The 14,019-nt window shown below is 60.6% G+C and carries 15 protein-coding genes; 6 read left to right on the top strand and 9 right to left on the bottom strand.

The window, feature by feature from the left end:
• The first annotated feature begins 9 nt into the window (after positions 1-9).
• On the top strand, positions 10-1,563 hold the full coding sequence (gene garD / locus H0Z09_RS05610) for a galactarate dehydratase (RefSeq protein WP_186688618.1): 1,554 nt from the start codon (positions 10-12) through the stop codon (positions 1,561-1,563).
• Here garD and H0Z09_RS05615 read toward each other — a convergent pair.
• The 3 genes from H0Z09_RS05615 to H0Z09_RS05625 all read right to left on the bottom strand — a co-directional run bounded on the left by H0Z09_RS05615 (position 1,556) and on the right by H0Z09_RS05625 (position 3,769).
• Positions 1,556-2,281, bottom strand: coding sequence for an HAD-IB family phosphatase (locus tag H0Z09_RS05615; protein WP_186688307.1), 726 nt, complete (start codon positions 2,279-2,281; stop codon positions 1,556-1,558). The two genes, garD and H0Z09_RS05615, sit on opposite strands and share 8 nt — an antisense overlap.
• Complete coding sequence (locus tag H0Z09_RS05620; RefSeq protein WP_076951155.1) at positions 2,278-3,042, bottom strand: 1-acyl-sn-glycerol-3-phosphate acyltransferase; 765 nt, start codon at positions 3,040-3,042, stop codon at positions 2,278-2,280. The genes H0Z09_RS05615 and H0Z09_RS05620 overlap by 4 nt, the downstream gene beginning before the upstream one ends.
• A gap of 127 nt (positions 3,043-3,169) precedes the next feature.
• The gene (locus H0Z09_RS05625; RefSeq protein WP_186688309.1) at positions 3,170-3,769 is read right to left on the bottom strand and encodes a GNAT family N-acetyltransferase; all 600 of its coding nucleotides are present in this window, start codon (positions 3,767-3,769) and stop codon (positions 3,170-3,172) included.
• A gap of 307 nt (positions 3,770-4,076) precedes the next feature.
• Here H0Z09_RS05625 and H0Z09_RS05630 point away from each other — a divergent pair, with 307 nt between their 5' ends.
• A complete protein-coding gene (locus H0Z09_RS05630) occupies positions 4,077-5,018 on the top strand; it encodes an AEC family transporter (protein WP_186688311.1) in 942 nt (313 codons plus the stop codon).
• A 109-nt stretch (positions 5,019-5,127) separates the two neighbouring features.
• On the opposite strand, the gene H0Z09_RS05635 is transcribed toward H0Z09_RS05630, so the two are convergent.
• From H0Z09_RS05635 to gatC, 6 genes are all read right to left on the bottom strand, one after another.
• Entirely contained in the window at positions 5,128-5,511 is a 384-nt protein-coding gene (locus H0Z09_RS05635; RefSeq protein ID WP_076951158.1) for a carboxymuconolactone decarboxylase family protein, read from the bottom strand.
• On the bottom strand, positions 5,508-6,554 hold the full coding sequence (locus H0Z09_RS05640) for a calcium/sodium antiporter (RefSeq protein ID WP_186688635.1): 1,047 nt from the start codon (positions 6,552-6,554) through the stop codon (positions 5,508-5,510). Before H0Z09_RS05640 ends, H0Z09_RS05635 begins: the two co-directional genes overlap by 4 nt.
• 58 nt (positions 6,555-6,612) lie before the next feature.
• On the bottom strand, positions 6,613-6,984 hold the full coding sequence (locus H0Z09_RS05645) for a septal ring lytic transglycosylase RlpA family protein (protein WP_186688638.1): 372 nt from the start codon (positions 6,982-6,984) through the stop codon (positions 6,613-6,615).
• Between the two features lie 160 nt (positions 6,985-7,144).
• Positions 7,145-8,590 carry an Asp-tRNA(Asn)/Glu-tRNA(Gln) amidotransferase subunit GatB gene (gatB, locus tag H0Z09_RS05650; RefSeq protein WP_186688312.1) on the bottom strand — a complete coding sequence of 482 codons (1,446 nt, stop codon included), beginning with the start codon at positions 8,588-8,590 and terminating at the stop codon, positions 7,145-7,147.
• 10 nt (positions 8,591-8,600) lie between these two features.
• Positions 8,601-10,052 (bottom strand): Asp-tRNA(Asn)/Glu-tRNA(Gln) amidotransferase subunit GatA, encoded by a 1,452-nt coding sequence (gene gatA / locus H0Z09_RS05655; protein ID WP_186688313.1) that lies wholly within the window; start codon positions 10,050-10,052, stop codon positions 8,601-8,603.
• 16 nt (positions 10,053-10,068) lie between these two features.
• Entirely contained in the window at positions 10,069-10,356 is a 288-nt protein-coding gene (gene gatC / locus H0Z09_RS05660) for an Asp-tRNA(Asn)/Glu-tRNA(Gln) amidotransferase subunit GatC (RefSeq protein ID WP_010213142.1), read from the bottom strand.
• Positions 10,357-10,566: 210 nt separating this feature from the next.
• On the opposite strand from gatC, the gene mreB reads away from it, so the two are divergent.
• The 4 genes from mreB (at position 10,567) to H0Z09_RS05680 (ending at position 14,017) form a co-directional block, all read left to right on the top strand.
• Positions 10,567-11,604, top strand: coding sequence for a rod shape-determining protein MreB (gene mreB, locus H0Z09_RS05665; RefSeq protein ID WP_002555108.1), 1,038 nt, complete (start codon positions 10,567-10,569; stop codon positions 11,602-11,604).
• 140 nt (positions 11,605-11,744) lie between these two features.
• Positions 11,745-12,881, top strand: a complete 1,137-nt coding sequence (mreC, locus tag H0Z09_RS05670; protein WP_186688641.1) for a rod shape-determining protein MreC — start codon at positions 11,745-11,747, stop codon at positions 12,879-12,881.
• On the top strand, positions 12,881-13,369 hold the full coding sequence (mreD, locus tag H0Z09_RS05675) for a rod shape-determining protein MreD (protein ID WP_186688315.1): 489 nt from the start codon (positions 12,881-12,883) through the stop codon (positions 13,367-13,369). Before mreC ends, mreD begins: the two co-directional genes overlap by 1 nt.
• 51 nt (positions 13,370-13,420) lie before the next feature.
• Complete coding sequence (locus H0Z09_RS05680; RefSeq protein WP_186688317.1) at positions 13,421-14,017, top strand: Maf family protein; 597 nt, start codon at positions 13,421-13,423, stop codon at positions 14,015-14,017.
• The last annotated feature ends 2 nt before the right edge of the window (positions 14,018-14,019 follow it).

Below are 14,019 nucleotides of genomic sequence, written 5' to 3' on the forward strand. Positions count from 1 at the left end.
GGCACCGTGATGCAGTTGATTGAACATGCCGACTCGCCGCGCTCGATTCGTTTGCACGAGCGCGACAACGTGGTGATCGTGGTCAATGACCAGGGCGTGCCGGCCGGGACCGAGTTCCCGGACGGCCTGGTGACCGTGGATTTCATCCCCCAGAGCCACAAGGTGACCCTGGAAGATATCCCCGAGGGTGGTGAGATTATTCGCTACGGCCAGACCATCGGTTATGCCCTGGCGCCGATTCCGCGCGGCAGTTGGGTGCAGGAAGACCAGTTGCGCATGCCTACCGCGCCGCCGCTGGACAGCTTGCCGCTGTCCACCGAAGTGCCGCAGGCCCAGGCGCCGCTGGAAGGGTTCACGTTCGAGGGTTACCGCAACGCCGACGGCACGGTCGGTACGCGCAATATCCTCGGCATCACCACCACGGTGCAGTGTGTGACCGGCGTGCTCGACCATGCGGTCAAGCGCATCAAGGACGAGTTACTGCCCAAATACCCGCATGTCGATGACGTGGTGGCGTTGACCCACAGCTACGGCTGCGGGGTCGCGATCACTGCGACGGATGCCTACATCCCGATCCGCACCGTGCGCAACCTGGCGCGCAACCCGAACCTGGGCGGCGAAGCGCTGGTGATCAGCCTGGGCTGCGAGAAATTGCAGGCCGGGCAGGTGATGCATGACAACGACAGCTCGGTCGACCTGAGCGAGCCGTGGTTGTACCGGTTGCAGGACTCCAGCCACGGCTTTACCGAAATGATCGAGCAGATCATGGAACTGGCCGAGGTGCGCTTGAAGAAGCTCGATCAGCGCCGCCGCGAGACCGTGCCGGCGTCCGAGCTGATCCTGGGCATGCAGTGCGGCGGCAGTGATGCGTTCTCCGGCATCACCGCCAACCCGGCGCTGGGCTATGCCTCGGACTTGCTGCTGCGAGCCGGGGCGACGGTGATGTTCTCCGAAGTCACCGAAGTGCGTGACGCCATCTACTTGCTGACTTCTCGTGCAGAAACGAAGGAAGTTGCCGAAGAGTTGGTCAGGGAAATGGACTGGTACGACCGTTACCTGGCCAAGGGCGAGGCCGATCGCAGCGCCAACACCACGCCGGGCAACAAGAAGGGCGGGTTGTCGAATATCGTCGAGAAGTCCCTGGGCTCAATCGTCAAGTCCGGCAGCAGCGCGATCAACGGCGTGCTCGGCCCGGGCGAGCGTTTCAAGGGCAAGGGCCTGATCTTTTGTGCGACACCGGCCAGTGACTTTGTGTGCGGCACCTTGCAACTGGCGGCCGGCATGAACCTGCACGTGTTCACCACCGGGCGCGGCACGCCGTACGGGCTGGCGATGGCGCCGGTGGTGAAGGTGTCGACGCGTACGGAGCTGGCGCAGCGTTGGCCGGACCTCATCGATATCGACGCCGGGCGCATCGCTACCGGGCGTGCGAGCATCGAGGAGCTGGGCTGGGAGTTGTTCCACTTCTATCTGGACGTGGCCAGCGGCAAGAAACAGACGTGGGCTGAACGGCACAAACTGCATAACGACATCACCTTGTTCAACCCCGCGCCAATCACCTAGGCCTGTCGTCACGCCAGGAACGCTCGTTCATCAATGTCTGGATGTGAGCGTGAACCTGCCTGGGAGTGTCAGCTCGAAGTACATGCCCGGACATCTCGGGCATTGGTTGCTTCGTGTAATAGTCAGCACAAACAAAACCGTCCACCCAACCGTTGGCATACACCTGATAGTCGGATCTGGCATCTCCGACTATCAGGGCTCGACCCGTTAGCCGACCTTCCTTGCGCCACTGCTGCACGATTCTGCTCTTGCCTCTGCCGGGGTTTATCAGCGGCGACGGCCTGGGGCACATTGCTCGCGAACCGGCCCAGAAAAGACGGTTGGCGATGACATTTTTGGCTTCGATATTCAGTGAGCGAGCAATGGGGGCGATGCACTCTGCGTAGCCTCCCGAGAGGATGTAAAGGTGCGTGCCCTCTCGTTGCAGGTTGTGCATTGTCTGCTCCAGGGAGGGGTCGAGGCTGCCAATGATCGTGTCGACGTAACGCTGAATATGATGTTTGCGGATATATGGGATCATCTTCATCACAGACAGCATTTCCCAGAGGCTGGCCTTGCCCGACAAAGCCTTGGCCGTGATGAGTTGCAGTTGCTCCAGCATTGGCTGGGCATTAGGACGTTCACCAATGGCCGACTTGACGATCTCCAGGGTGCTTTCGTGGTTTACCAGGGTCTGGTCGAAGTCGAAAATGACGTGCGTATCGCGGGGCGTTGTCATCGGTGTGCCTGCGCATCTATTCGGCGGTAGTGGTGTTTGTCTTCTCGGGTCCACCGCGTTGCAGCGATGCCCAGGTGTTCGGCGATGCGTGCTTGTATCAGGTCGGAAAATGCTTGGCCGCTTTGGTCTTCCTTGCGTTCGACCTGCTCCAGATAGGTCATTTCGGCGATCATCCAAGGCATGGCCAGCAGGCGCAGGAAGCACGCCAGCCCTGAGGCGTGAAGGGGGCTTGCGACCAGGCCAAAGGGGAGAATCAGGCGTCCAGCCAGTGGTACCACAGGCAATCCGCGGCTCAGCAGCCCGGGGCGGAAGCGATACAAACCACGGCCATTGTTAATAGTTGCTTCGGGATTGGTGTAAAGGGCGGTGCCTTGGCGGCTGGTTCGCAGGTTACGAAGATTGAGCGAAAACGTCTTCTTATCTGCACCGTTCCAGAAGTGGCCGCCCGCGCACTTGATCAAAAGGAATGCAGTGAGGCTGATAACCTTGTTGTAGCCGCTGGAGGCCACAAGTGTTGCGCCAGGCATTGCCAGTATGGCAAACGGATCAATAACGCTTACGTGATTGGCGGCCACCACACAACCATCGGTAAGTGTTGCGATTTGTCGCGTTGTAAGTGCGCATCTGATCCTGAGGCCTATTATCCAGAGAATACCTCGGTACATGACGCGCTTGACGGAAAGTGGAAGCGGCCAGGCGATAAGGCTCAGCACAACTATCAGGAAGATGCGAAGGACGGCCAGGGTATAGCCGAAGGGCATGTAAAGTTTCCTGAGGAAACTGGGGTAAGTCCAAGTTTCTCGACTACATAGGTCCGCTACGGACTGCAAGGGGCGATCTGGAGCCGGTTGGGTTTTCAAGGGACCGAATACTCAGTGATGGTTTTCGTTAAGCTGACTTGGCGTGTTCAGGTTTTTTCATTCGGCGCGAGAACCGTGTGATGCGTTCAAGATTCGCAGGCGTTATTTCCTGGAATCGCTCACGTGTAAGATCAATTTTCAGGTGGGGACCGTAAGCGGTATCAATCACTTCTCCCGCGACCTCTGGCATATGCAAAAATGCTTTGTTCATTTCCAGCGCACGGTAGTGCTTGATATTGGTAAGTGTGTAGATCTGCTCAAACCCCAAGTATTGAAAACCGTATTCGAGTGCCAAGTGAATCGCAATAAAGGGGTAGGGTGTGCCCCAGTACTTTTTCAGGAAGCGGTTGCCGAAGTTGACGCCATAGTCTTTTTTTGCAAATCCTGCATAACCAATGAATGGTCCTTCCAGACCCAGGCTCACAGCCCAGCGTGACCAGTTCTGTTCGGTAAGCTCTTTTGTGAATATTGAAATTTCATTGGCGGCGGCTTCCCTTCCCCGCGTAGTGCCTGCCGAAATGAACTTCATCGTTTCAGGGTCACCGAGCAGATCGGTGTAGCCCTCAATGTCCTGATCGTCCCAGCTCCTGATATGCACGTTGTGCAATTGACTGAAGGATCTACGCATAGTCACCCCTTGTGTTTCGAACACATGATGGTTCGCTGCTGGATTATTAAAATGTTACAGGGGGAATTTTCAGGGGGGATGTCGATGAAACAGAGGCGTAGATTCTTATCGGCGTGTAGGAGCTCGTGTAGAGTTTTGTGGGATGGGCTGAGCTTAGCCAAGAACCCTGAGTTACATCCTACAAATGAATCCAGTTCCCTGTTTTTGGTTTTTATTTGCAGACCTATTGTTAAATGAAATGTCAGCCGCGCACCCCAGTGCTCTATTATTACGGCTCCCTGATAACAGGACTCAAGGCTGATACAGCATGCTCGCCATTTTCCTTACGACGCTCACCATCACCGCGCCGGTGTTCGCGATGCTGTTCCTCGGTGTGCTGCTCAAGCGCATCAACTGGATCAACGACAACTTTATTCACACGGCATCGTCCCTGGTGTTCAACGTCGCCATGCCGGCGCTGCTGTTTTTGGGCATCCTGCATGCCGACCTGCATTCGGCGCTCAAGCCGGGCCTGCTGATCTACTTTTCCATCGCCACGCTGTTGAGTTTTGCCCTGGCCTGGGGCTGGGCGATTTTTCGCTGCAAGCGCGAAGACCGGGGCATCTACACCCAGGGCGCGTTTCGCGGCAATAACGGCGTGATAGGCCTTGCACTGGCTGCCAGCATGTATGGCGACTACGGTATTTCCCTCGGCGCGATCCTCGCGGCACTGGTGATTCTGTTCTACAACACGCTGTCGACCATTGTGCTGGCGGTGTACAGCCCGGTGATCAAGTCCGATCCGTGGAGCATCTTCAAGAGTGTGGTGGCCAATCCGCTGATCATCAGCGTGTTTCTGGCGGCGCCGTTCGCCTATTTTCAGATCGGCCTGCCGGGCTGGCTGGAAAAATCCATGCAGTACCTCGCCGACACCACCTTGCCGCTGGCATTGATCTGTATTGGCGGCACGTTGTCCCTGGCGGCGCTACGCAAGAGCGGCAAGATGGCGCTGAGCGCGAGCCTGATGAAGATGGTCTGGTTGCCGGTGGTCGCCACGGTGGGCGCTTGGCTGCTAGGGTTCCGTGGGCCGGAGCTGGGGATTCTGTTCCTGTATTTCGGTGCGCCGACGGCCGCAGCCAGCTTTGTGATGGCCAGGGCGGCCGAAGGGAATCATGAGCTGGCGGCGGCGATTATTGTGATCACCACGCTGATGGCGGCGGTGACCACCAATATTGGGATCTTCGTGTTGCAGGCCGGTGGCTGGATCTGAGATTTTCAGCGCCCTCAAGGGCCAATCGCAGGCAAGCCAGCTCCCACATTCAGAGTTGTGAGCACATTCAAGTGTGGGAGCTTGCTTGCCTGCGATAGCTACCTGACAGTCACTGCAGTTCTGCCTGATACGCCTCAATCACTTCCTGCGCCGCCCGAAACGCATCAATCGCCGCCGGCACGCCCGCATACACCGCGCAATGCAGCAGCGCTTCGCGAATCTCCTCCACCGTACACCCATTGTTCAACGCGCCGCGCACGTGCCCCTTCAGCTCCTGTGGGCACTTGAGCGCGGTAAGGGCGGCAAGGGTGATCAGGCTGCGGGTCTTCAGCGGCAACCCTTCGCGGTTCCACACGCTGCCCCAGGCGTGTTCGTTGACGAAATCCTGCAGCGGCTGGGTGAATTCGGTGGCATTGCCCAGGGCGCGGTCGACGAACACATCGCCCATGACTTGGCGACGCATTTCAACCCCGGGCTTTTTCTGATCGGTCATTGCGATTCCCTCTTGTGTTGGCGGCGCCAGGCTCGCAGTGTGCTGAACAACAGGAAAGCCACCAGCACTGGCAGTACGTAATACAGCATCAGCTGTTCAAGCTTGTTGGCCAGCGGCATGCCGGTGGTGAAGGCCATCACGTGCAGCCCGTACGCCAGGTACAGGCCCAGCAGCACCAGGCCTTCGGCGCGGGTCATGCGGTAGCCGGTGTAGAACACCGGCAGGCACAGCAGTATCACGCCAAGCATCACCGGCAGGTCGAAATCCAGCGCGTTGGGCGAGACCGAGAGTGGCGAGGGCGCAAGCAGCGCGGTCAGTCCCAATACGCCAAGCAGGTTGAACAGGTTGCTGCCGATCACGGCGCCCACGGCGATTTCCCGCTGGCCACGCAGGGCGGCGATCAACGACGTGGCGAGGCACGGCAGCGACGTGCCGACGCCGATCAGCGTCAGGCCGATCACGCGCTCCGACAGGCCCAGATCGCTCGCCACATCGACCGCCGCGCCCAGCAGCAAATGCCCAGCCAGCACCAGGATCAGCAACCCGCCGAGCATCAGCAGCACGCTGCTCAACCAGGGCGCCCGGGCCACCGTGTCCAGCGTGCGTGGGCGCCGGGAATGGCGGGTCTGGTAGTGCAGCACGCCGAGGTAGGCGACCAAGGCAACCAGCAGCAACAGGCCGTCGACCGGGGTGAGCTCTTCATTGGCGGCAAGAATGAACACCAGCAACCCGGCGAGGATCATCACCGGAATATCCAGGCGCACCAGTTGTCGCGAGACCCGCAGCGGAATGATCAACGCCGACAGGCCCAGCGTTACCAGGATGTTGAAGATGCTGCTGCCGATCACACTGCCCACGGCGATATCGGTATTGCCGGCCAGGGTGGCCTGCAGGCTGACAGTCATCTGCGGGGCGCTGCTGCCGAAGGCGACGATCGTCAGCCCGATGATCAGCGGCCGCACCTTGAGGCTCGCGGCCAGGCGCACGGCGGCGCGCACCAGGATTTCGGCGCCGACGATCAGCAGCAAAAGGCCGCCGGCCAGTTCCAGCAGGCTCCAGGGGGAGAGGGCGGTTAGTCCGAAAATGGCCAGGGCTCCATTGTCAGTTACTCATGGCTTGTACGCGCACGCGTGCCGTACCGCTGCCGAGCATACCCAGTTGCTCGGCTGCCTTGCGTGAAAGGTCGATCAGGCGCCCACGGGTATGCGGGCCGCGATCATTGATGCGCACCACCACGGATTTGTCGTTGTTCAGGTTGGTGACCTTGACCTGGGTGCCAAAGGGCAAGCGCCGATGGGCGGCGGTCAAGGCGTTCTGGTTGAAGGGTTCACCGCTGGCGGTGCGTTTGCCATGGTGCTTGGCGCCGTAATAGGAGGCGGTGCCGGTTTCATCGTAGCCGTTGGGGTCGATGACACCGCTGGCGCAGCCGGTCAGCAGGGCGAACAGGGCCAAAAGGCCAAGTAGACGCTTGATGTTCAAATTTGCCCCCGTATCAAATGTGGGAGCGGGCTTGCTCGCGAATGCGGTGGATCAGTGAATGAATATTGGGCTGACACACCGCATTCGCGAGCAAGCCCGCTCCCACAAGGGATCCGGGTCGAGCATGAAATCTCCCCCGGACCATTCATTGCTATCAGCCTTCGAGCTTGCTTTTCAGCAATTCGTTGACCTGTTGCGGGTTGGCCTTGCCCTTGGAGGCTTTCATCGCCTGGCCGACAAAGAAGCCGAACATCTTGCCGCGCTTGGCTTCGTCCGCCGCGCGGTATTGCTCGACCTGCTCGGCGTTGGCCGCGAGCATTTCATCGAGTACGGCCGAGATCGCGCCGCTGTCGGTGACTTGCTTGAGGCCGCGCTTTTCGATGATCTCGTCCGCGCTGCCTTCGCCGCCGGCCATCGCTTCGAACACCGTCTTGGCGATCTTGCCGGAGATGGTGTTGTCCTTGATGCGCAGCAGCATGCCGCCCAGTTGCTCGGCGGACACCGGGGCCTCGTCGATTTCCAGGCCCTGCTTGTTCAACAGGCTGCCCAGCTCGACCATCACCCAGTTGGCTGCCAGCTTGGCGTCACCGGCAACACTCACGACCTTTTCGAAGTAATTGGCTTGCTCGCGGCTGGAGGCCAGGACGCTGGCATCGTAGACCGACAGGCCGAACTGCGCCTGGAAGCGCTCGCGTTTCTGCTGCGGCAATTCCGGCAGAGTGGCGCGGATATCGTTGAGGAACGAATCCTCCAGCACCACCGGCAGCAGGTCCGGGTCCGGGAAGTAACGGTAGTCGTTGGCTTCCTCCTTGCTGCGCATGGCGCGGGTTTCGTCTTTGTTCGGGTCATACAGGCGGGTTTGCTGGATGACCTTGCCGCCGTCTTCGATCAAGTCGATCTGGCGACGCACTTCGCAGTTGATCGCCTTCTCGATGAAGCGGAACGAGTTGACGTTCTTGATCTCGCAGCGCGTGCCGTATTCGGCCTGGCCCTTGGGGCGAATCGACACGTTGCAGTCGCAACGCAGCGAACCTTCGGCCATGTTGCCGTCGCAGATGCCCAGGTAGCGCACCAGGGCGTGGATGGTCTTGACGTAGGCCACGGCTTCCTTGGCGCTGCGCATGTCCGGCTCGGAGACGATCTCCAGCAGCGGCGTGCCGGCACGGTTCAGGTCGATGCCGGTCGCGCCCGGGAATTCTTCGTGCAGGCTCTTGCCGGCGTCTTCCTCAAGGTGCGCACGGGTGACGCCAACGCGCTTGATAGTGCCGTCTTCCAGCGGGATATCCAGGTAGCCCTTGCCGACGATCGGCAGCTCCATCTGGCTGATCTGATAGCCCTTGGGCAGGTCCGGGTAGAAGTAGTTCTTGCGCGCGAACACGTTGTGCTGACCGATCTCGGCGTCAATCGACAGGCCGAACATCACCGCCATGCGCACTGCTTCCTGGTTCAGCACCGGCAGCACGCCGGGCATGCCCAGGTCCACCAGGCTGGCCTGGGTGTTGGGGCCTGCGCCGAACGTGGTGGAACTACCGGAGAAAATCTTCGATTGGGTGGCGAGCTGGGTATGAATCTCCAGCCCGATCACAACTTCCCATTGCATAGTGTTCTCCTCAGAAGCCGGTAGGGATGCGGGTGTGCCAGTCAGTGTTCAACTGGTACTGGTGCGCCACATTGAGCAGGCGGCCTTCCTGGAAATACGGGGCGAGCAATTGCACGCCCACCGGCAGGCCGTCGACGAAACCGGCGGGCATGGACAAGCCCGGCAAGCCCGCGAGGTTGGCGGTGATGGTGTACAGGTCTTCCAGGTACTCGGCGATCGGGTCGCCGGTCTTGGCGCCGATCTTCCAGGCCGGGTTCGGCGTGGTAGGGCCGAGGATCACGTCAACTTCTTCAAAGGCAGCGATGAAGTCGTTCTTGATCAGGCGGCGGATCTTCTGCGCCTTAAGGTAGTAAGCGTCGTAGTAGCCGGCCGAGAGGGCATAGGCACCGACCATGATCCGGCGTTGTACTTCGGCCCCGAAACCTTCGCCACGGGAACGCTTGTACAGGTCGTTGAGGTCTTTGGGGTTTTCACAGCGATAGCCGAAACGCACGCCGTCGAAACGCGACAGGTTGGAAGAGGCTTCCGCCGGCGCGATCACGTAGTACGCGGGAATCGCGTGCTGGTTGTTCGGCAGGCTGATTTCCTTGATCACGGCACCGAGGCCTTCCAGCGTCTTGACGCTGTTGTGCACCAGTTCGGCGATGCGCGGGTCGAGACCAGCGCTGAAATATTCCTTCGGCACGCCGATGCGCAGGCCCTTGAGCGAGGTGTTCAGGGCTGCGCTGTAGTCCGGCACGGGCTCGTCGATGCTGGTGGAGTCCTGCTTATCGAAACCCGCCATGCCTTGTAACAAAATCGCGCAGTCTTCGGCGGTGCGCGCCAGCGGGCCGCCCTGATCGAGGCTGGAGGCGTAGGCGATCATGCCCCAGCGGGAAACGCGACCGTAGGTCGGCTTCAATCCGGTGAGGTTGGTGAACGCGGCAGGCTGGCGAATCGAACCGCCGGTGTCCGTGGCGGTGGCGGCCGGCAGGAAGCGTGCGGCCACCGCGGCGGCCGACCCACCGGACGAACCGCCGGGTACGTGCGCAAGGTTCCACGGGTTTTTCACCGCGCCGTAGTAGCTCGACTCGTTGGCCGAACCCATGGCGAACTCGTCCATGTTGGTCTTGCCCAGGGTCACGGCGCCAGCGGCGGCCAGCTTGGACACCACGGTGGCGTCGTAGGGTGCCTTGAAGTTGTCGAGCATCTTCGAGCCGCAGCTGGTGCGAATGCCCTGGGTGCAGAACAGGTCTTTGTGGGCGATGGGGGCGCCCAGCAGTACGCCATTTTCACCGTTGGCGCGACGTGCGTCGGCGGCCTTGGCCTGGCTCAAGGCCAGCTCCTCGGTGAGGCTGATGAAGCTGTTGACCTTTGGATCGAGCTCGGCGATGCGCGCAAGCAGGGTCTTGGTCAGCTCTTCGGAAGAAAACTTTTTGTCGGCGAGACCGCGGGCGATCTCGGCCAGAGTCATGTGATGCATTGCAGGCTCTTTCCCTTTAGTCGATGACTTTCGGAACCAGGTACAGGCCGTTTTCGACCGCTGGCGCGATGGACTGGTAGGCCTCGCGATTATTACTTTCGGTCACGACGTCTGCGCGCAGGCGCTGGCTGGCTTCCAGCGGGTGAGCCAGGGGCTCGATGCCGTCGGTATTCACGGCCTGCATCTGGTCGACCAGCCCGAGAATGCTGTTCAGGGCTGCGGTGGTCTGTGGAAGATCGGCATCATTGAGGCCAAGCGAGGCCAGATGCGCGATTTTTTCCACGTCGGAGCGTTCAAGCGTCATGGGAATCTCCAGTGGAAAACAGAACGGAGGCTATCCGTGTGTTAGATTGTCGGAACACTACCGCATTTCTACGGTCTCACGGCCGCGATTGTGGGGTTGGGTGCACAGAAAGTCGGCCAATTTAGCACATTGGCGCCTTGCCCAAAATCCCTGTCGTTGTTAGAGTTTGCCGCACTTTTTTACCCACGCGTTGCCTAGGGTCCCTTTCCCATGTTCAAGAAACTGCGTGGCATGTTTTCCAGCGATCTTTCCATTGACCTGGGCACTGCCAACACCCTTATTTACGTGCGCGAGCGCGGTATCGTCCTGAATGAGCCATCGGTTGTGGCCATTCGGACCCATGGTAATCAGAAAAGTGTCGTTGCCGTCGGCACCGAGGCCAAGCGCATGCTCGGCCGCACACCAGGCAATATTGCTGCCATTCGTCCGATGAAAGACGGCGTGATCGCCGACTTCAGTGTCTGCGAGAAGATGCTGCAGTACTTCATCAACAAGGTTCACGAAAACAGTTTCCTGCAGCCCAGCCCTCGTGTGCTGATCTGCGTTCCCTGCAAGTCCACCCAGGTGGAGCGCCGCGCCATCCGCGAATCGGCCCTCGGCGCCGGTGCCCGTGAAGTGTTCCTGATCGAAGAGCCGATGGCCGCTGCGATCGGTGCCGGCCTGCCGGTTGAAGAAGCACGCGGTTCGATGGTGGTGGATATCGGTGGTGGTACCACTGAGATCGCCCTGATCTCCCTGAACGGTGTGGTGTATGCCGAATCCGTGCGCGTGGGCGGCGACCGCTTCGACGAAGCGATCATCACGTATGTGCGTCGTAACTACGGCAGCCTGATCGGCGAGTCCACCGCCGAGCGCATCAAGCAGGAAATCGGTACCGCCTACCCGGGCGGCGAAGTGCGCGAAGTCGATGTTCGCGGCCGCAACCTGGCCGAAGGCGTGCCACGTGCCTTCACCCTGAACTCCAATGAAGTGCTGGAGGCCCTGCAAGAGTCGCTGGCCACCATCGTTCAGGCGGTGAAGAGCGCCCTGGAGCAATCGCCGCCGGAATTGGCCTCCGACATCGCCGAACGTGGCCTGGTACTGACCGGTGGTGGCGCCTTGCTGCGCGACCTCGACAAGCTGCTGGCCCAGGAAACCGGCCTGCCGGTGATTGTTGCCGAAGACCCGCTGACCTGCGTCGCCCGTGGCGGTGGCCGTGCACTGGAAATGATGGATAAACACACCATGGACCTGCTCTCCAGCGAATAAGTCGTTGCGGGTTTGCCCATGTTTCGCCCGCAGGCAGCACTTTGCAGTGCTGCCTGCTGGCGTTTATCTTCTTCAATCTGCATCCGGGCCGGTTAGATGCCGTATGAATAAAGAGAACATTTGCCTGGGAGGAGCGGCTTATTAAACCGCTTTTCGCCAAAGGCCCCTCATTGGGCGTGCGCCTGTTGGTGCTGGTCGTGCTTTCGGTCGCGCTGATGGTGGTCGATGCCCGCTTTGCGCTGCTCAAGCCGGTGCGCAGCCAGATGTCGCTGGTGCTGATGCAGACTTACTGGATCACCGACCTGCCGCAACGTCTGTACCAGGGCGTGGCCAGCCAATTCGGCAGCCGCACCGAGCTGGTTGCCGAGAACGAAAAACTCAAGACCGAAAACCTGCTGCTGCAGGGGCGCATGCAAAAGCTCGCGGCCCTCACCGAGCAGAACGTTCGCCTGCGCGAGTTGCTCAATTCTTCCGCGCTGGTCAACGAAAAGGTCGAAGTGGCCGAGTTGATCGGCATGGACCCGAACCCCTTTACCCATCGCATCATCATCAACAAGGGTGAGCGCGACGGTGTGGTCCTCGGCCAGCCGGTGCTCGATGCCCGCGGCCTGATGGGCCAGGTGGTCGAGCTGATGCCGTACACCTCGCGGGTATTGCTGCTCACGGACACGACCCACAGCATTCCGGTGCAGGTCAACCGCAACGGCCTGCGCGCGATTGCCAGCGGCACCGGCAACCCCGAGCGCCTGGAATTGCGGCATGTGGCCGATACCGCCGACATCAAGGAAGGCGACCTGTTGGTCAGCTCCGGCCTGGGTCAGCGTTTCCCGGCGGGCTACCCGGTGGCGACGGTGAAGGAAGTGATCCACGATTCCGGTCAGCCGTTCGCCATTGTGCGCGCCGTGCCTACCGCCGCCTTGAACCGCAGCCGCTACCTGCTGCTGGTGTTCAGCGACAACCGCACCCCGGAAGAGCGCGCCAACGACGCCGCCCAGGCCCAGGAAGCGGAAGACAAGAAGAACGGCACTGCGCCGATCATTCCTTCCACTGTACCCAAGCCTGCCCCGGGAACACCGGCCACACCTGCGGTGACCCCGGCAGTGGGCGCGCCTGCCGTGACGCCCGTCAAACCGGCGGCGCACCCGGTCAAACCGGCCGCGACCAAGCCTCCCGCGTCGACGCCTGCCACCACCACGCCGGCGGCTAAACCGCCTGCTGCCGCCCCTGCCGCGCGCCCAGCGACCGCCCCGACAACCACGCGGCAGAGGGAGGAATAATGGCCAGTACTCATTCGCGCAACGGCTGGATCGTCTGGCTGACCTTCGCCGTCGGCCTGCTGCTCAGCGTCTCGCCACTGCCACAGTTTATGGAGATCCTGCGCCCGCTCTGGCTGGCCTTGCTGCTGGCCTTCTGGTCGCTGAACCTGCCGCATAAAGTCGGCATGGTCACCGCCATGTTCCTGGGTTTGGCGCAAGACGTGTTGTATGGCACCTTGCTGGGCCAGAACGCGTTGATCCTGACCCTGATTACCTTCCTGGTGCTGTCGTTGCAGCAGCGCCTGCGCATGTTCCCGATGTGGCAGCAGTGCCTGGTGATCCTGGTGATCTTCGGCCTGGCGCAGCTTGTTCAGCTCTGGCTGAGCGCGTTGACCGGTAATCGTCAGCCTACGCTGGCGCTGGTATTGCCGGCCCTGGTCAGCGCCTTGCTATGGCCATGGATCAGCTTCGGCCTGCGTGGTTTACGTCGCCGCTATAAGATCAATTGAATGGATTGCGAGGCTCTGCCTGGTTATCGAACCCTACAGGGAGAGTCTGCAATGAATTCGCTATACCTGGCCTCGGGCTCCCCGAGGCGGCGTGAACTGCTGACCCAGATCGGTGTGCCCTTCACCGTGGTCAGCGCCGCTATTGATGAAACCCCTCTTACAAACGAATCCGCCGTTTCCTACGTCGAGCGCTTGGCGCGCGGCAAGGCTGCGGCAGGTTTTGCTGCGCTTGAACACACTGTCGGCGCCTGTGTGCTAGGGGCTGATACGGCGGTGATCGTCGATGGCCGGATCCTCGGCAAACCGGTGGACCAGGCCGATGCCCTGGCGATGTTAATGGCGTTAGCCGGACGTGAGCATGAGGTGCTTACCGCCATTGCCGTCACGGATGGCCAGCGCTGTGAAACCCGATGCGTAAGCAGTCGTGTGCTTTTTCGGGGGATTACTGCCGAGGAAGCGACAACCTACTGGCACAGTGGCGAGCCCCAGGACAAGGCGGGCGGCTATGCTATTCAAGGACTGGGTTCAGTGTTTGTCGCCGGCCTCAATGGCAGTTATTCCGCCGTGGTCGGCCTGCCAGTTTGCGAAACCGCGCAACTGCTCGGCCAATTCGGCATACCCTGTTGGCAAAACCTAACCGTGCGCTGAAC

Origin of the sequence: Pseudomonas sp. SWRI18, assembly GCF_014268345.1 — a bacterium.
Classification (GTDB): domain Bacteria; phylum Pseudomonadota; class Gammaproteobacteria; order Pseudomonadales; family Pseudomonadaceae; genus Aquipseudomonas; species Aquipseudomonas cedrina.